This is a genomic window from Pseudomonas sp. PDNC002 (assembly GCF_016919445.1).
Taxonomy (GTDB): Bacteria; Pseudomonadota; Gammaproteobacteria; order Pseudomonadales; family Pseudomonadaceae; genus Pseudomonas.
In genome coordinates this window covers 1,327,423-1,344,859 of sequence record NZ_CP070356.1, presented here as the reverse complement: position 1 = coordinate 1,344,859, position 17,437 = coordinate 1,327,423, and the positions used below count along the sequence as shown (strand labels likewise).

General features: G+C 66.3%; 13 protein-coding genes. 6 read left to right on the top strand and 7 right to left on the bottom strand.

The genetic code is table 11. From position 1 onward, the window contains the following. Positions 1-151 precede the first annotated feature (151 nt). The 4 genes from ahpC to JVX91_RS06135 all read right to left on the bottom strand — a co-directional run bounded on the left by ahpC (position 152) and on the right by JVX91_RS06135 (position 4,553). Positions 152-715: an alkyl hydroperoxide reductase subunit C gene (gene ahpC / locus JVX91_RS06150; RefSeq protein WP_037016170.1), complete on the bottom strand. Its 564-nt coding sequence runs from the start codon at positions 713-715 to the stop codon at positions 152-154. A 212-nt stretch (positions 716-927) separates the two neighbouring features. Further along, positions 928-1,854, bottom strand: a complete 927-nt coding sequence (locus JVX91_RS06145; protein WP_205338464.1) for an ABC transporter permease — start codon at positions 1,852-1,854, stop codon at positions 928-930. A gap of 62 nt (positions 1,855-1,916) precedes the next feature. Then, on the bottom strand, positions 1,917-3,020 hold the full coding sequence (locus JVX91_RS06140; protein WP_205338463.1) for an ABC transporter permease: 1,104 nt from the start codon (positions 3,018-3,020) through the stop codon (positions 1,917-1,919). A gap of 9 nt (positions 3,021-3,029) precedes the next feature. Further along, complete coding sequence (locus JVX91_RS06135; protein WP_205338462.1) at positions 3,030-4,553, bottom strand: ABC transporter ATP-binding protein; 1,524 nt, start codon at positions 4,551-4,553, stop codon at positions 3,030-3,032. 210 nt (positions 4,554-4,763) lie between these two features. On the opposite strand from JVX91_RS06135, the gene xdhA reads away from it, so the two are divergent. From xdhA to JVX91_RS06115, 4 genes are all read left to right on the top strand, one after another. Beyond that, on the top strand, positions 4,764-6,188 hold the full coding sequence (xdhA, locus tag JVX91_RS06130; protein WP_205338461.1) for a xanthine dehydrogenase small subunit: 1,425 nt from the start codon (positions 4,764-4,766) through the stop codon (positions 6,186-6,188). Beyond that, a complete protein-coding gene (gene xdhB / locus JVX91_RS06125) occupies positions 6,181-8,730 on the top strand; it encodes a xanthine dehydrogenase molybdopterin binding subunit (RefSeq protein ID WP_205338460.1) in 2,550 nt (849 codons plus the stop codon). Before xdhA ends, xdhB begins: the two co-directional genes overlap by 8 nt. Next, a complete protein-coding gene (xdhC, locus tag JVX91_RS06120; RefSeq protein ID WP_205338459.1) occupies positions 8,730-9,593 on the top strand; it encodes a xanthine dehydrogenase accessory protein XdhC in 864 nt (287 codons plus the stop codon). Before xdhB ends, xdhC begins: the two co-directional genes overlap by 1 nt. Positions 9,594-9,706: 113 nt before the next feature. Then, positions 9,707-11,635, top strand: a complete 1,929-nt coding sequence (locus JVX91_RS06115) for a methyl-accepting chemotaxis protein (protein WP_205338458.1) — start codon at positions 9,707-9,709, stop codon at positions 11,633-11,635. Between the two features lie 473 nt (positions 11,636-12,108). Here JVX91_RS06115 and JVX91_RS06110 read toward each other — a convergent pair whose 3' ends face one another. The 3 genes from JVX91_RS06110 to JVX91_RS06100 all read right to left on the bottom strand — a co-directional run bounded on the left by JVX91_RS06110 (position 12,109) and on the right by JVX91_RS06100 (position 14,352). Then, entirely contained in the window at positions 12,109-12,699 is a 591-nt protein-coding gene (locus JVX91_RS06110) for a YigZ family protein (RefSeq protein ID WP_205338457.1), read from the bottom strand. Beyond that, positions 12,696-13,364, bottom strand: coding sequence for a TetR/AcrR family transcriptional regulator (locus tag JVX91_RS06105; RefSeq protein ID WP_205338456.1), 669 nt, complete (start codon positions 13,362-13,364; stop codon positions 12,696-12,698). The genes JVX91_RS06110 and JVX91_RS06105 overlap by 4 nt, the downstream gene beginning before the upstream one ends. 151 nt (positions 13,365-13,515) lie before the next feature. Then, complete coding sequence (locus JVX91_RS06100) at positions 13,516-14,352, bottom strand: outer membrane protein OmpK (RefSeq protein WP_205338455.1); 837 nt, start codon at positions 14,350-14,352, stop codon at positions 13,516-13,518. A 517-nt stretch (positions 14,353-14,869) separates the two neighbouring features. Between JVX91_RS06100 and JVX91_RS06095 the strand changes: the two genes are divergently transcribed. Then, complete coding sequence (locus tag JVX91_RS06095; protein WP_205339945.1) at positions 14,870-15,667, top strand: helix-turn-helix transcriptional regulator; 798 nt, start codon at positions 14,870-14,872, stop codon at positions 15,665-15,667. Between the two features lie 357 nt (positions 15,668-16,024). Beyond that, positions 16,025-17,332 carry an MFS transporter gene (locus JVX91_RS06090; RefSeq protein ID WP_205338454.1) on the top strand — a complete coding sequence of 436 codons (1,308 nt, stop codon included), beginning with the start codon at positions 16,025-16,027 and terminating at the stop codon, positions 17,330-17,332. Positions 17,333-17,437 lie beyond the last annotated feature (105 nt).

Sequence of the window (17,437 nt, the reverse complement as noted above, 5' to 3'; positions counted from 1 at the left end):
TTGGGCCCACCCTACGCACGCTTTTGGCTTTAGGTAGGGAGGATGCCGGTAGGCATCCTCGGGGTACTGCAAAACGGTGGGGGAAGCGCTGTGGGCGGGCGCCCGGTGGTTGCGCGGCAGGAGCTGCCGCGCAACCGCTTCCCGGCCGTTCTTAGATCTTGCCGACCAGGTCCAGGGACGGAGCCAGGGTCTTCTCGCCTTCTTTCCACTTGGCCGGGCAAACTTCGCCCGGGTGAGCGGCGGTGTACTGGGCAGCTTTCAGCTTGCGCAGGGTCTCGCCAACGTCACGAGCGATTTCGTTGGAGTGGATTTCGACGGTCTTGATCACGCCTTCCGGGTTGATCACGAAGGTGCCGCGCAGGGCCAGGCCTTCTTCCGGGATGTGCACGCCGAAAGCGTTGGTCAGCTGGTGGGTCGGGTCGCCGATCAGCGGGAACTGAGCCTTGCCAACAGCCGGGGAGGTTTCGTGCCACACCTTGTGGGAGAAGTGGGTGTCGGTGGTCACGATGTAAACCTCGGTACCAGCGTCACGGAACGCAGCGTAGTTGTTGGCGGCGTCTTCGATCTCGGTCGGGCAGTTGAAGGTGAAGGCTGCCGGCATGAAGATCAGAACCGACCACTTGCCCTTCAGGGACTGCTCGGTGACTTCGATGAACTTGCCATTGTGGAAAGCGTTGACCTTGAACGGTTGGACTTGGGTGTTGATCAGGTTCATTAGGCAATTCCTCGTAGAGAGTTGTCGTTTAATCGAGTGGGTCGATCGTTTTAAATTCGACAGTTAGAAGATTATCGCCTGATGACAGAAAAGGCCCATTGATTTAGGGCATTACGGACATTGAGTCTCTCTATGGAGACATCTATAAAAGGAAGAAGATTCCTATCGTCCAGGGCGCTCGCGTCGTACACACGAACACCCGCCCCCGGGCCTCAATGTCCGGCCTTCCAGGGCTGCCCCAAGGAAACCGGCGCGAACAGGCGAGTGCGCACACCATCGCGCGAAAGCAGCACCAGCACAACAATGGTCGCGACGTACGGCAGCATCGCCAACAGGTTCGCCGGGATCGCCACGCCGACACCCTGGGCCACCAGGTGCAGGATACTGGCGATGCCGAACAGCCAGGCACCGAGCAGCACGCGGAACACCCGCCAACTGGCGAATACCACCAGCGCAAGGGCGATCCAGCCGCGGCCGGCGGTCATGTTCTCCGCCCACATCGGGGTGTAGGCCAGCGACAGATAGCCGCCTGCCAGCCCCGCCATGCCGCCGCCGAACAGCACCGCCAGCGTGCGCACGCGAAGCACCGGCAACCCCATCGCGCTGGCCGCGTCGGGGTTCTCGCCCACCGCCTGGATCACCAGCCCGATACGGCTCTTCAGCAGCACCCAGGCCACCAGCGCGAACAAGCCGAAGGACAGGTACACCAGCAGGTCCTGGGCGAACAGCATGCGCCCCAGCAGCGGTAGCTCCGAGAGCAACGGAATCGCCAGCGGCGCAAAACCCTGCAGCGGCTTGCCCACCCAGGCGGCGCCGACGAAGGACGACAGGCCGACGCCGAAGATGGTCAGCGCCAGGCCGCAAGCCACCTGGTTGGCGTTGAGTCCCAGCGCCACGCCGGCGAATAGCAACGACAGCAGCATCCCGGCGAGGATCGCGAACAGCACGCCCAGCCACAGGTTGCCGGTGCTGAAGGCGACCATGAAGCCGATCACCGCGCCGAACAGCATCATCCCTTCCTGGCCGAGGTTGAGCACCCCGGACTTCTCGCACACCAGTTCGCCCAGGGCCACCAGCAGCAGCGGCGTGCCAGTGCGCACCATGGCGAACAGCACGTTGGTCAGCAGATCGATATCCATCACCACTCCGAATAGTTTTCCTGCGCAGGCGAGCCTGCGCGCGCCGCACGGAACAAGGGTCGTCAGACGGCGGCGCCCTGCCGGAACGCCCACGCGCGCAACCGAAATCCGCGCGCCAGACGCGGCCGATAGAGAATCAGCACGTCACAGGCGAGCAGGAAGAACAGCATCATTCCCTGGAACAATCCGGTCAGCGCCAGCGGCAGGTTGAGGCTCATCTGCGCCGTCTCTCCGCCCAGGTAAAGCAGCGCCATCAACAGGCTGGCGAAGAGAATGCCGAAAGGATTCAAGCGACCGAGGAAGGCCACGGTGATCGCCGCATAGCCATAGCCGGGCGAGACCTGCGGCACCAGTTGGCCGATGGGCCCGGCGACCTCGCAGACACCCGCCAGCCCCGCCAGCGCACCGGACAGCAACAGGGCGATCCATACCAGGCGCTTCTCGCGGAAACCGACGAAGCCGGCGGCGCGCCGGTCCAGCCCCAGCACCTTGATCTGGAAGCCGAGAAAGCTGCGCTGCACCAGCACCCAGACCAGCACCAGGGCGAACAGCCCGAACAGCGCGCCGATGTGCACCCGGCTGTCCTCGAACAGTACCGGCAGCAGGCTGGCCTGGCCGAACATCGCCGATTGCGGGAAGTTGAAGCCTTCCGGGTCCTTCAGCGGACCGTGCACGCAGTACAGCAGCAGGTTCAGCGCGATGTAGTTGAGCATGATGGTGGTGAGGATCTCGTTGGCGTTGAAGCGCGTGCGCAGCCACGCCGCGAGTCCCGCCCAGGCCGCACCACCGAGCACCCCGGCTGCCAGTACCCAGACCAGCGCCCAGCGGCTTTCCCACTCCAGCAACTGCAGCGCCATGGCACTGCCGGCCAGTGCGCCGATCAGCAACTGGCCCTCGGCGCCGATGTTCCAGATACGCGCCTGGTAGGCCAACGCCAGACCCAGCGCACAGAGCAGGATGGGCATGGCCTTGACCAGCAGCTCACCGACGCCATACCAGTCCTTGACCGGCTCGATCAGCACCGTGTGCAGGGTCGCCAGCGGATCGTGGCCGAGGAAGGCGAACAACGCCGAGCCGCACAGCAGCGTCAGCACGCCCGCCAGCAGCGGCGAGACAAACAGCATGGCGCGCGATTGCTGGCCACGGGGTTCGAGGGAAATCAGCATGTCGGTTCCTCAGGCGGCGGCGTCGAACTGCCCGGCCATCCAGCGGCCGACAGCGAGGGGATCGGTGGCGGCGGTGTCCACCAGCGGCGACAGGCGCCCGCTGCATAGCGCGCCCAGGCGATCGCTGATCTGGAACAGCTCGTCGAGGTCCTCGGAGATCACCAGGATCGCCGCGCCGGCATCACGCAGCGCGATCAGTGCGCGATGGATCACCGACGCCGCGCCGACGTCGACGCCCCAGGTCGGGTGCGCGGCGATCAGCAGGCGCGGCTGCTGGAGGATCTCGCGGCCAAGGATGAACTTCTGCAGGTTGCCGCCGGACAGGCTGCGCGCCGCGGTCTGCGCGTCCGGCGTCTTCACACCGAAGCGCTGGATGATGGCTTCGGCGAAGGCCAGTACCTTGCGCCGATCGATCAGCCCATGGCGCAGGAGCCCCTGCTGGAAGCCAGTGAGCAGCCCGTTGTCCGCCAGGCTCATCTCCGGCACCGCGCCGTGGCCCAGGCGCTCTGCCGGCACGAATGCCTGGCCGCGTGCGCGTCGCGCGTCCGGCGGCAGGTGGGCGATGGCCTCGCCGTCCAGGCGGATCGCCCGCGCCTCGCGCAGCCGCACTTCGCCGCTGAGCAGCGCCAGCAGTTCGTCCTGGCCGTTGCCGGCGACCCCGGCAATGCCAACGATTTCGCCGCTGCGCACGTCGAGGTCGAGACCTTCGAAGGACACGCCGAAGGGATCGTCGTTGTGCCAATGCAGATCCCGCACCTGGAGAAAATCCTGGCTGCCGCGCACCTTCGGATACCGCGCCGCAAGGCCTTCGGTATCCCCGACCATCAATCGCGCCAGCTCCAGATCGCTGCACTGCGCCGGAACGCAAGCGCCGGCGACGCGACCGCCGCGCAGCACCGTGGCACGTTCGCAGAGCGCGCGTACCTCACCCAGCTTGTGGCTGATGAAGAGGATGCTGCAGCCTTCCGCCGACAGCCTGCGCAGCACGGCAAACAGGTCGTCGGCCTCCTGCGGGGTCAGCACCGACGTCGGCTCGTCGAGGATCAGCAGGCGGATGTCCTGCATCAGGCACCGGACGATCTCCACCCGCTGGCGCTCGCCAATGGACAGGCTGTGCACCAGCCGCTGCGGTTCCAGCGGCATGCCGTAGCGCTGCGATACTTCACGGATGCGCGGCGCCAACTGCTGCGGCGTGCCGGCATCGGCGCCGAGCGCCAGGGCGATGTTCTGCGCGACGCTCAAGGTCTCGAACAGCGAGAAGTGCTGGAACACCATGCCGATGCCCAGCGCGCGGGCCTGGGCGGGGTCCTTCACGGTCGCCGTCGCGCCGTCCCACAGCAACTCGCCGCCATCGGGGCGGACCACGCCGTAGATGATCTTCATCAGGGTGCTCTTGCCAGCGCCGTTCTCGCCGAGCAATGCGTGGATTTCGCCGGGCTCGATGCGCAGGTCGACGCGATCGTTGGCCAGGCAACCCGGATAGCGCTTGCTGATGGCGCGCAGTTCCAGGCGTGGCGGTACGGGATGGGTCATGGGGTCGGGCTCGGTCGGGAATTCACCAGTGCCCGGACGTAGCAAGTTCCTGGCCAGCTGGTCAAAAACTCGCCCGAGCCTATGCTTGCCTTGAGGGCCCGCCACATCGTCCTGGCAGGATTTCTGCTTTATCTGACCATGTGGACAGCTTTAGCGGGGCGTCCGAGAGCCTTCCGGCCGCAGCGCCTCGCGTGATGACGAGGACTCCCCATGATCGAATTTCTGCTCGGCGACGAGCGAGTACAAGTCGATGGCCTGGCACCGGAAACGAGCCTGCTCGACTACCTGCGCACCCATCTGGGGCGAACCGGCACCAAGGAAGGTTGCGCCTCGGGCGACTGCGGCGCCTGTACCGTGGTGCTGGTCGAAAGCGACGGCGACACGCTGCGCTATCGCGCGGTGAATGCCTGCATCACCCTGCTTGGCGCCGTGCACGGGCGCCAGGTGCTGACGGTCGAGCACCTGGCCGAAGGCGGCGCACTACACCCGGTGCAGCAAGCGATGGTGGACTGCCACGGCTCGCAGTGCGGCTTCTGCACGCCGGGCATCGTCATGTCACTGTTCGCCTGGCGCCACTCACCGATCGCGCATGATCGTGAGTCCGCGCTGACGGCGCTGTCCGGCAACCTGTGCCGCTGCACCGGCTACCGGCCGATCCTCGATGCCGCCACGCAGATCGCCGAACAGCCCTGTGCGGATGCCTTCCAGCGAAATGCCACGCTGACGCTCGCTCGCCTGCGCGATATGCCGGCCAGCGGCACGCTGCAGGAGGGGGCCGCGATGGCCTGGCTGCCCACCTCCCTGGACGAACTGGACGACCTGCTGCAGCGCCATCCACAGGCACGTCTGATTGCCGGCGGCACCGACCTGGCACTGGACGCCACGCAGAACCTGAAACCCTTCCCGGCGCTGATCCACCTCGATCGTCTGGGCGAACTCCAGCGCCTGGAAATCCACCCCGATCACCTGCTGATCGGCGCCGCGCGCCCCTATGTCGATTGCCTCGACGCGCTGGCGGAATTCCCCGGCCTCGGCGACCTGCTCGAACGCCTAGGATCGCTGCAGATTCGCCAGCGCGGCACGCTGGGCGGCAACATCGCCAACGCCTCGCCCATCGGCGACCTGCCACCGGTGCTGCTGGCACTGGATGCCTGCCTGCGGCTGCGCCGCGCGGGCGAGGTGCGCGACGTGCCCGTCGATGGCTTTTTCACCGGCTACCGCCAGACCATCCTGCAACCGGGCGAGTACATCGAGGCGGTGCGAATTCCGCGTCTGCGCGACCATCAGCGCTTCCGCGTCGACAAGATCTCCAAGCGCCGCGACGACGACATTTCCTCCGTGTGCCTGGCGTTGCGCCTCGACCTCGATGCCAACGGCGTGGTGAGCGATGCACGCCTGGCCTGTGGCGGCATGGCGGCCACCGCGCAGCGCGGCGCGCACAGCGAAGCGGCCCTGCGCGGCAGGCCATTCGACGCGGCGGCGGTCGCGGCGGCCCAGGCGGCCATCCCCGAGGACTTCCAGCCCATCGACGACCTGCGCGCCAGCGCCGCCTATCGCCTGAAGGTAGCGCAGAACCTGCTGCAACGAGCATTACTGGAGTGGGCTCCGAGCCTTGCGGAGGTGCACCATGCGTAGCCTGCCACCGCTGGCCAGCAACGGCGTGGCGGCCGCCGTACACAGCGCGGGACAGCCCCGCGAACACGACAGCGCGACGTTGCACGTCACCGGCGCCGCCCGCTATGTGGATGACCTGAAGGAGCCGCGCGACCTGTTGCACGCCGCTGTCGGCATCACTGAAATCGCCTGTGGCGGCGTACTTTCCCTCGACCTCGACGCCGTGCGTCGCGCGCCTGGCGTGGTGGCCGTACTGACGCTCGCCGACGTGCCTGGCCACACCGACATCGGCCCGGTCTTCCCCGGCGATCCGCTGCTGGCCGGCGACCGGGTCAAGTACCACGGCCAGGCACTGTTCGCCGTCGCCGCCGAGACACTGGTCCAGGCACGTCGCGCCGCGCGCCTGGCCAAGGTGGAGTACGCGACGGAAATCCCGCTGATCGATCCGCTCCAGGCCAAGGCCGAGGAGCGCTTCGTCCGCCCGCCGCACCACATGCGCCGTGGCGATGCCGACAGCGCCCTGGCGCGCGCTCCGCGAGTGCTGGAGGCTCGCCAGTTCATCGGCGGCCAAGAGCACTTCTACCTCGAAGGCCAGGCCTCCCTGGCGCTGCCCACCGATGATGGCGGCATGCTGGTGCACACTTCCAGCCAGCACCCGAGCGAAGTGCAGAAGCTGGTGGCCGAAGTGCTGGCGATTCCGCTGGCCAAGGTCACGGTGGAAGTGCGGCGCATGGGCGGCGGCTTCGGCGGCAAGGAAACCCAGGCCGCCCCCTTCGCCTGCCTCGCCGCGTTGCTCGCGCACAAGACCGGCCGCGCCGTGAAACTGCGCCTGCCACGCGCGGACGACATGCGCCTGACCGGCAAGCGCCACCCGTTCCACAACCGTTACCGCATCGGCTTCGACGACGAGGGCCGGCTGCTCGCCGCGCAGCTGGAAGTGGTCGGCGATTGCGGCCATTCACCGGACCTCTCCGACGCCATCGTCGACCGCGCGATGTTCCACGCCGACAACGCCTACTTCATCCCCGACGTGGCCATCTCCGGCTACCGCAGCTTCACCAACATCGTCTCGCACACCGCCTTCCGCGGCTTCGGCGGGCCGCAGGGAATGATGATCATCGAGCGCGCCATGGACGACATCGCCCGCGCGGTGGGCAAGGACCCGCTCGACGTGCGCAAACTCAATCTCTACGGCGGAATGGGGCGCGAGCTGACGCCGTATCACCAGAAGGTCGAGCACAACCTGCTGGGCGAGCTGATCGCGCGCCTGGAGGCGAGCAGCGACTACGCCACGCGCCGCTCGGCGATCCATGACTTCAACGCGCGCAGCCCAGTGCTGAAGAAAGGCCTCGCGCTGACGCCGGTAAAGTTCGGCATCTCCTTCACCGCGCAGCACCTCAACCAGGCCGGCGCGCTGGTCCACCTCTACACCGATGGCAGCATTCAGCTGAACCACGGCGGTACCGAGATGGGCCAGGGGCTGAACATCAAGGTGGCGCAGATCGTCGCCGAGGAATTCCAGGTGCCGCTGGAGCGCGTGGTGATCACCGCGACGCGCACCGACAAGGTGCCCAACACCTCGCCCACCGCCGCCTCCAGCGGTACCGACCTGAACGGCATGGCCGCCCGCGATGCGGCGCGTACGCTGAAGAAGCGGCTGGTCGATTTTCTCGCCGAACGCGACGGGGTGAAGCCGCAGGAGGTCCGTTTCGAACACGGCGGCATAACGGTGGGAACACGGCACCTGGATTTCGTCGAGGTCATCCAGGCCGCCTACTTCGCGCGTATCCAGCTTTCCGCCACCGGTTTCTATCGCACGCCGAAAATCTTCTACGACCGCGAGAAAGGCCAGGGCCATCCGTTCTTCTACTTCGCCTACGGCGCGGCGGTGTCCGAGGTGGAGGTCGACACGCTCACCGGCGAGTACCGCGTGCGGCGCGTGGACATCCTCCATGACGTCGGCCGCAGCCTGAATCCGGCCATCGACATTGGTCAGATCGAGGGCGGCTTCATCCAGGGCATGGGCTGGCTGACCACCGAGGAGCTGCGCTGGGATGCCGCCGGCAAGCTGCTCACCGTGGGCCCTGCGACCTACAAGATTCCGGCGGCGAGCGATACGCCGGAGGACTTCCGCGTGACGCTGTTCGACCGCCCCAACGAAGAGGACAGCGTGTACCTGTCCAAGGCCGTGGGCGAACCGCCGTTCATGCTGGCGATCTCGGTGTGGTCGGCGCTGCGCGACGCCATCGCCAGCCTCGCGGACTATCGCGTGAGTCCCGACCTGGATACGCCGGCGACGCCGGAGCGGGTACTCTGGGCCTGTGAGGCGATGCGGCGGATTGAGCAAGAGCGCCCTCACCCTAACCCTCTCCCGCAAGCGGGAGAGGGGACTGATCGGTGTGAAACGAGCCCACCGATTCAGCCGGTAGCTACGGCCTCCGGTACCGCGACGTTCGCGACCGTTGCAGCGGACGGCCCCCTCTCCCTCCGAGCGGGGCGCGCAGCCAGGGCTGGGGTGAGGGGAAATCCACCTGCTCCGAACTCGAAAGAAGGTCCACTGTAATGACCACCTGGATGGACGCCATCGCCCGCCTGCGCGACAGCGCCGAGGCCTACGTGCTGATCACGGTGATTGGCGTGCAGGGCTCCACGCCCCGTGAATCCGGCTGCAAGATGCTGGTCACCGCCGGGGAAACCGTCGACACCATCGGCGGCGGACACCTCGAATTCGCCGCCATCGAGCACGCCCGCACGCTGCTCGTGGAAGGGCGCGACCGCCAGGCGCTGGAGCACTTCCCGCTCGGCGCGCGCCTGGGCCAATGCTGCGGCGGCCGCGCCAGCCTGCTCTTCGAGTGCTTCGCCGCGCGCGGGCCGCAGGTACTGCTATTCGGCGCCGGGCATGTCGGGCGAGCGCTGGCGCCATTGCTGGCGGGACTGCCATTGCGCCTGGAGTGGGTGGACAGCCGCGCGGCGGAGTTTCCCCGGATCGGGCCTGAGGGTGTGCGCATGCGCCTGCTGGAGGAGCCCGAAGACGCCGTGCACGAGGCGCCGCCAGGCAGCTACTTCCTGGTCATGACCCACAACCACCCGCTGGACTACGCCATCGCCGAAGCCGTGCTCAAGCGCGGCGACGCCGGCTTCCTCGGCATGATCGGCTCGCGCACCAAGGCGCGGCGCTTCCAGATGAGGCTGGAGCAGCACGGTTATCCCCAGGAGGTGATCGCGCGCATGCACTGCCCGATCGGTCTCAGCGAAGTCCCCGGCAAGCGCCCGCTGGAGGTCGCCATCTCGGTCGCCGCGCAGGTCATCGCCCGTTATCACCAGGATGCGCCGGCGCGGCAGACGCGCGAGGGCGTCGAATGGGCGGCGCTCTGCAGCGAAGGCTCGTGCAGCGATTCCCCAGCCAGGGAAAACGCAAAAACCTGACCAATGGGACAATAGTTTTTCCGCTCCTCGCCGATACGCTTCTGGCCCCGCCTTATTTCGTTCGCCAACCACCCGCGAATGGACTCGCCGAGCGTTCCGAGGAAAACAATAAAATGCGCCTGCGTAGCATCCAGACCCAACTGATCCTCAGCATGGGAGCCGCCCTGCTGATCAGCCTTCTCATCGTCCTCGGCCTCTATGCCGTGCTGGTCAATCGCCTCAGCGAGCGCTACCTGCTCGAACAGGCCCTGCCAGCCAGCATCCAGGCCATCGCCAACGATTTCGAGCGCCGCCTCACCGGCCCCATCACCGCCGCCTCCGGCATCGCCAACAACACGCTGGTGCAGGACTGGCTGGCCGCCGGCGAAGACCCCGCGCGGCTCGGCGACTTCACCCATTACCTGACCGGCGTGCGCAACTCGCAGAACGCCTTCGCCGCGCTGATCGCTTCGAGCGCCAGCGGCGGCTACTACAGCGACAAGGGCAAGGAGCGCACGCTCAGCCGCAGCAATCCGCAGGATGCCTGGTTCTTCCAGTTCATCGACAGCGGCAAGCCGCGCATCTGGAACATCGACACCGACGTGGGCACCGGCGAACTGGCGCTGTTCATCGACCAGCGCGTGGAACAGAACGGCAAGCTGCTCGGTGTCGCCGGCCTGGGCCTGAACATGCGCGAGCTGTCGGCGCTGATCCGCGACTTCCGCTTCGGCCAGTCCGGCCGGGTCTACCTGGTGAAGAACGATGGGCAGGTGCAGATCCATCCCGATCCGGCGGTGACCAAGGAGCGTTCGCTGGCCGATCTGGTCGGCGCCTCGGCAGCCTCCGCGCTACTGGGCAAGTCGAACTTCCAGAGCGCCCCCTTCGAGCGCGACGGCAAGGATTTCCTCGCCGCCAGCCTGCCGCTGCACGACCTGGGCTGGACCCTGGTCAGCGAGGTGCCCAAGGCGGAGATCTACGCCGATGCCCGCGAGGCGCTGGTGTTTTCCGGCCTCGCCGGCACCATTGTCGCGCTGCTCTGCCTCGGCCTCGTGGTGCTGATGGCGCGCAGCCTGGCCCGGCCGATCCGCCAGGTCACCGGCGCACTGCTGGAGATCGGTGGCGGCGGCGGCGATCTCACCCGCCGCCTCGACGACAGCCGCGCCGACGAGCTGGGCGACCTGGCGCGCGGCTTCAATCGCTTCCTCGAAGGCCAGCGCGCCTTGATCGGCGCGGTACTCGCCACCAGCCAGCAATTGCTGCGCACGGTGGGCGAGGTGGCGCGGGTGGTGGATAACACCGCCGAGCGCGCCGGCCGCCAGCAGGAGATGACCGACATGGTCGCCACGGCGGTGAACGAGATGGGCAGCACCGTGCAGGAGATCGCCCGCAATGCCGAGCAGGCCGCCAGCGCCTCGCAGCAGGCGCGGGAAGAGGCCGGCGAAGCGCGCCGCGTGGTCGGCGGCTCGCTACAGGTCGGCCAGCGCATGTCCGGCGAGATCGGTGAGGCGGCCAGCGCCGTGGGCGAACTGGCCGGCCAGGTGGCGAGCATCGACCAGGTGCTGGCGGTGATCCGTGGCGTTTCCGAGCAGACCAACCTGCTTGCCCTGAATGCCGCCATCGAGGCGGCGCGGGCCGGCGAGCTGGGCCGTGGCTTCGCGGTGGTGGCCGACGAAGTGCGCACGCTCGCCAGCCGTACCCAGGGCTCCACGGACGAAATCCTCGCGATCATCCAGCGCCTGAAGGACGGCGCCGAGGCCGCCGTGCGCTCGATGCAGTCGGGCCAGCAGGCCACCGGCCAGAGCCTGGCCGCCAGCGAGCAGGCCGGGGCCTCCCTGGGCGCCATCGCCGATCAGGTGGAGCGCATCAGCGACATCAACCATCAGGTCGCCACCGCCACCGAGGAACAGTCGGCGGTGACCGAGGAGATCAACCGCAACGTGCAGGGCATCGCGGACCTGGCCCATGCCACCGCCCACGAGGTGCAGCACGGTCGCGAACAATGCCGCGAGCTGCGCAGCCTCGCCGACGACCTGTCGCGGCAGATGGCGCAGTTCCGTCTCTGACGCCCTCCGGCGCCGGCTTCAAGCCGGCGCCTTTTCCCCACAGTTACCCACAGCTTTTCCGCCTCTAGCAGACCGCCCCGGCGCTTCGCTGGAGGGGCCTGCGGGTCGATCAGCGAACATCCTGTCATCCTGCGCGCCGTTATCTGCCCACAACTTGCCCACAGATTGTCCAGAGACTTTCCCCCAGCGCGACGAGCCGCTGTCGACGTTCGAGTGGAAAGCACGATACCAGGCGGTTCGAGGCCTGCATCCATCCCGTGAATAATTCACCGACCGGTCAGGACACGAAACCCGAGCTATCGCCCAGGCATTCGATCCACACGTTTTCCACAGCTTGTTCAGAAATCGATCAACAGTCCTGAAGCGAAATGATCAAAAAGTGATCGGCTCCCGGGGAGCCACGGACGATCAGGGCGAGCGCCGTCAGGCCACAGGTTATCCACAGGCGGCTCCACGGCAATTGGGGAGAAGGATCAGGCGTCCAGCGCTTGCGCCTGGATGCGCCCGCGACTGAGGTCGTTGAGCTGGCGTTGCAAGGCGTCCACAAGGGATGTGGGCAGGTTGAGCGTCACGCGAACGCCGTCGGCGCCAAAGGCCTCATCTTCGATCGACGCACCGAGCGCCAGCACCCGCGCCTTGAACAGCGCGTGCTCGGCGAAGCTGCAGGCGAAGGCCAGCCGGCTGGTCGGCACCAGCTCGATGCGCTCGGCGTCCTGCAGGCACTTGGCTGCGCAACCGCCATAGGCGCGGGCCAGGCCGCCGGTGCCGAGCTTGATGCCGCCAAACCAGCGGCTGACCAGCACCACGACGCGGTCCATGTCCTGGCCTTCGATGGCCACCAGCATGGGCCGACCCGCCGTGCCACCGGGCTCGCCGTCGTCGCTGAAGCGGTACTGGTTGCCGAGCTTCCACGCCCAGCAGTTGTGCCCGGCGCCGGCATCGCGATGCGCGGCGAGGAAGGCCATGGCCTCCGCCTCGCTGGCAATGGGTGCGGCGGCACAGTGGAAGCGGCTCTTGCGGATGTCTTCCTGGTAAACGGCGGGCGCGGCGAGGGTGAAACTCATGCCGTCGCCGGCGGCGTCAGCCCGCAACCCTTGAGGATGATGCGGATGAGGTGGTCGCTGGCATCGCTGAAGTCCTGCTTGGACATGCGCTTGCGGCCGGTGACGAAGCCGATCTGGGTGGCGAAGTCGGCGTAGTGCTGGGTGCTGCTCCAGATCAGGAAGATCAGGTTCACCGGGTCCACGGCGTCCATCTTGCCGGCGTCGATCCAGGCCTGGAACACGGCGGCGCGGCCGGCGAACCAGGTGCGGTAGTCCTGGCTGAAGTGTTCGGAGAGGCATTCGCCGCCGCTGATGATTTCCATGGCGAACACCCGCGAGGCCTGCGGATAGCGGCGGGAGAACTCCATCTTGGCGCGGATGTAGGTCGCCAGCGCGGCGGCCGGGTCGTCATCCACGGTGAGGTGGTTGAAGGTGCTGTCCCACAACTCGAGGATGTTGCTCAGCACCGCCACGTACAGCCCCAGCTTGTTGCTGAAGTAGTAGTGCAGGTTGGCCTTGGGCAGGCCGACGCGCTGGGCGATGGTGTTCATGCTGGTGCCCTTGAAACCGTGGCGGGCGAATTCCTCCTCGGCGGCGGCGAGGATGGCTTCCTCGTTCTTCTGGCGAATGCGGCCGGCGGGCTTTTCAGCGTTGGGCGCGGTATGGGCGGGTACCTGGAGGGTCATGCGGCATGTCCATGCGTCAGCGGGGTGCGCAGCATGGATAACCCAGCCGGGGCGGGCGATTCAAGCCCGATGTCGGAGAAAACTTCGATCACGCCGCTAGCGCGACGCAGGAGCGCACGGGCCCCGCCATGCGGCGGGACCCTGCGAGCCATCAGAAGTGGTACTTGACCAGGGCGCTGATGGTGTTCTGGTCGGTGGTGAAGTACTGCGAATCCTTGATGCCGTACTTGTCGGACCAGTAGTCGTACTCGATACCCACGTACAGGTGCTTCGCCTCGTAACCCAGGGACTTGCCCAGGTCGTACTTCAGCTGCGGGTTGAAGTGCAGGTTGGCGTGGTAGTCCGACTGGTTGCGCTGGCTGGAGCTGGCGTCCTTGTTGTTCACGACCCAGTCCATGAAGCCGTCGAAGAGGATGTCGGAGTTGCCCACCGGGATGGTGATGGCCCAGGCCGGGGTGATCTGCCAGGCGCCGGACGGTACGCGGTTGCCGTCGGGCTTGCGGTAGTAGAAGTTCAGCTGGAAGTAGTCGAAGCCCGGCAGCGCCAGGTCGAAGCCCGGACCGACCAGGTAGGACTCGACGTCGCCTTCGCCGAATTCGTAGGTGGTGGCCAGCAGCACGTCCTTGACCGGGCCGAAGGACAGGTCGGTGCCGGTGATCTTGCCGAACGACAGGCGCGGGCTGAACTCACCGTAGTAGGTGTTCTTGCCGTTGGTGGCGCTTTCCTTGCCGTTGTAGTTGATCTGGTCGACGAAGAACCAGATGTCGCCCCAGGTCCAGGCGCTCGCGCTCTCGAAGGTGAAGGTCTGCTGGATCGGCGGGTCGACCTTGAAGTTCTTGCCCCACAGGTAGGACAGGCTTTCGTTGTGCCAGATCAGCGGACCATCGTTGACGGCCTTGGCCGGCTCCAGGTCTTCACCGCCAGCCATGGCCTGCCCGGCCGCGAGCAGCCCGCCGGCGAGCAGCAGGGATGCGAGAGTGCGAGTCATGCGTTGCTCCTAATCAGTGCAGTCGTGTTGCGTTTGTAATTGTGAGTGGAACCTGTCCGGTCGGTCAGGCCTGGCGAGGAAAAGCAAGATTGGCGCCAATCCTGACCAAATGTTCCACTTTTATGTCGAATCCCTAGGGATTCGTCCTTTGGCAGGGATTACGCGGGTATGCGGAGCGGGAATTTCCTGACCCACAGGACAAGTTCGCCTGAATTTGGGGCAGGACCGACTCGGATGGCACAGGAATGGAGATCACCGAGAAAAAGATTGGATACATGATGAATCTGTGTTGAATCGAATCAATACAAATTGTGTATACAACCAGCCTGTGGGAAATCTACCCATCGCCTTTCGGAACACACCGCGCGTTTTTCCGGGCGCGGATAATGCCAGACAAGGGCCTTCCCCACACCTGTCAGAGTGCCTCGGGCCGCCGGGCGGTCACCGCGCAACCCGCGGGTTGTGGGGCTCCCGCCGTCCTGCCAGACTTTGCCAGTCAGCGATATTCAGCCAAGCGATACCGATGAAAGGACAAGCCCCCGAACTGCAACGCCTGATCCCGGTGCTCGAGCGCCTGCCACGGCCGGTCTACGCCCGTGCGGAGCGCCTGCGCGCCGGCTCCTGGACCAGCCGGCACCACCATGCCTGGGTGCAGCTTTCCTACGCGATCACCGGCGTGCTCGGCGTGCATACGGCCGAAGGCAGTTTCTTCGCCCCGCCGCAGCGGGCCATCTGGATTCCGGCCTTCCTCGATCACGAAGTGGTGACCTCGACCCAGGCGGAAATGCGCAGCCTGTACATCCGCGACGACGCCTGTCGCTGGGCACCGGATCGGTGCCGGGTGCTGGAGGTGACGCCGCTGGCCCGCGAGCTGATCAAGAGCTTCTGCGAGCTGCCGGTGGACTATCCCCAGGACGACAGCGCCGAGTCGCGGCTGGTGGGCGTGTTGCTGGACCAGTTGCGCCTACTGCCGGAGGTCGCCTTCTCATTGCCGATGCCGCAGGAGGGCCGCCTGCTGCAGCTGTGCCAGACGCTGATCGATGAGCCTACCGACAGCCACACCCTGGCCGACTGGGCGCAACGCATCGGCACCTCGGAAAAGACTCTCTCGCGCCTGTTCCAACGCGAGACCGGCATGACCTTCCGCCTCTGGCGCCAGCGCCAGCGCCTGCTCGCGTCCCTGGGGTCGCTGGAGGCCGGCGATAGCGTCACCGCCGCGGCGCTGGATTGCGGCTACGACTCCACCTCGGCGTATATCGCCTCGTTCAAGGGGTTGTTCGGGTTCACCCCGGGGGATTTGTTCCGCCAGCGGTAGGGTCTGTGCCGGCTGATAGCAATCGCGGACGGAGTCCGCTCCTACCCGAAGCCTGACCTCGCGTAGGAGCGGACTCCGTCCGCGATTGGCTGAATCCCCCACCGAATCCACGCTGAAGCGCCTTTCTACAGGCGTCCCACACATCGGCGGATTTCCGCTCAACATCCTCGCCAATCGGCGCCGCTTCGCCTGCCGCCGTCCCCCTGAAAATCCCCTGACCCCTTGTGCCACGCGGCTTTCGCGCCTTGGCACGCTGCCTGCTATCGCCCTGCACACTGCGCCGCCCTCGCGGTGCGCCGGCGTGCCGTTACCAGCAGTCCGCACGCCTGACGACAACAACGACAAAGAGGAATACCCATGGATAGCGCAAGCGCCGTCTCAGATTCTGCCGCACCCCGTACGACTTCCCAGCGCATCAAGTCGATCTTCAGTGGCTCGGTCGGCAACCTGGTCGAGTGGTACGACTGGTACGTCTACGCCGCCTTCTCGCTGTACTTCGCCAAGGCGTTCTTCCCCCAGGGCGATATGACTGCCCAGTTGCTGAACACCGCCGCGATCTTCGCCGTGGGCTTCCTGATGCGCCCGATCGGCGGCTGGCTGATGGGCATCTACGCCGACCGCAAGGGTCGAAAAGCCGCGCTGCTGGCCTCGGTCCTGCTGATGTGCTTCGGCTCGCTGATCATCGCCCTCACTCCCAGCTACGAGACCATCGGCTTCGGTGCGCCGGTCCTGCTGGTGTTCGCGCGCCTGCTGCAGGGCCTGTCGGTCGGCGGCGAATACGGCACCTCCGCCACCTACCTCAGCGAGATGGCCAACAAGGAACAGCGCGGCTTCTTCTCCAGCTTCCAGTACGTGACCCTGATCTCCGGCCAGCTCATCGCGCTGGCGGTGCTGATCGTCCTGCAGCAGACCCTGAGCGTCGAGCAACTGGAAAGCTGGGGCTGGCGCATTCCGTTCTTTATCGGCGCGCTGTGCGCGGTCGTCGCCATGTTCCTGCGTCGCGGCATGGAAGAGACCGAGTCCTTCAGCACCAAGAAGGAAGAGCCCAAGGAAAGCCTGATGCGCTCGCTGATGCGCCATCCCAAGGAAGTGCTGACCGTGGTCGGCCTGACCATGGGCGGTACCCTGGCCTTCTACACCTACACCACCTACATGCAGAAGTACCTGGTGAACACGGTGGGGATGAGCAAGAACGACTCCACCATGATCTCGGCGGCCACGCTGTTCCTGTTCATGCTGCTGCAGCCCATCGTCGGCGCGCTGTCGGACAAGATTGGTCGCCGTCCGATCCTGATCGCATTCGGCGTACTGGGCACCGTCTTCACCTACCCGATCCTCAGCACCCTGCACACCATCGACACCTGGTGGGGCGCGTTCTTCCTGATCATGGCCGCGCTGGTCATCGTCAGCGGCTACACCTCGATCAACGCAGTGGTGAAGGCCGAATTGTTCCCCACCGAAATCCGCGCCCTGGGCGTGGGCCTGCCGTACGCGCTGACCGTGTCGATCTTCGGCGGCACCGCCGAGTACGTGGCGCTGTGGTTCAAGAGCATCGGCATGGAGAGCGGCTTCTACTGGTACGTCACCGCGTGCATCGCCTGCTCGCTGCTGGTCTACGTGACCATGAAGGACACCCAGAAGCACTCGAAGATCACTACCGACTGATTGGGCATCTTGCCCAGGCCCCGGCGCACACTCTTCGGGGCGTTTTATCCACAAGGCCCGGCATTTCTGCCGGGCCTTGTCTTTCATGCGGGACACACGCCTCCC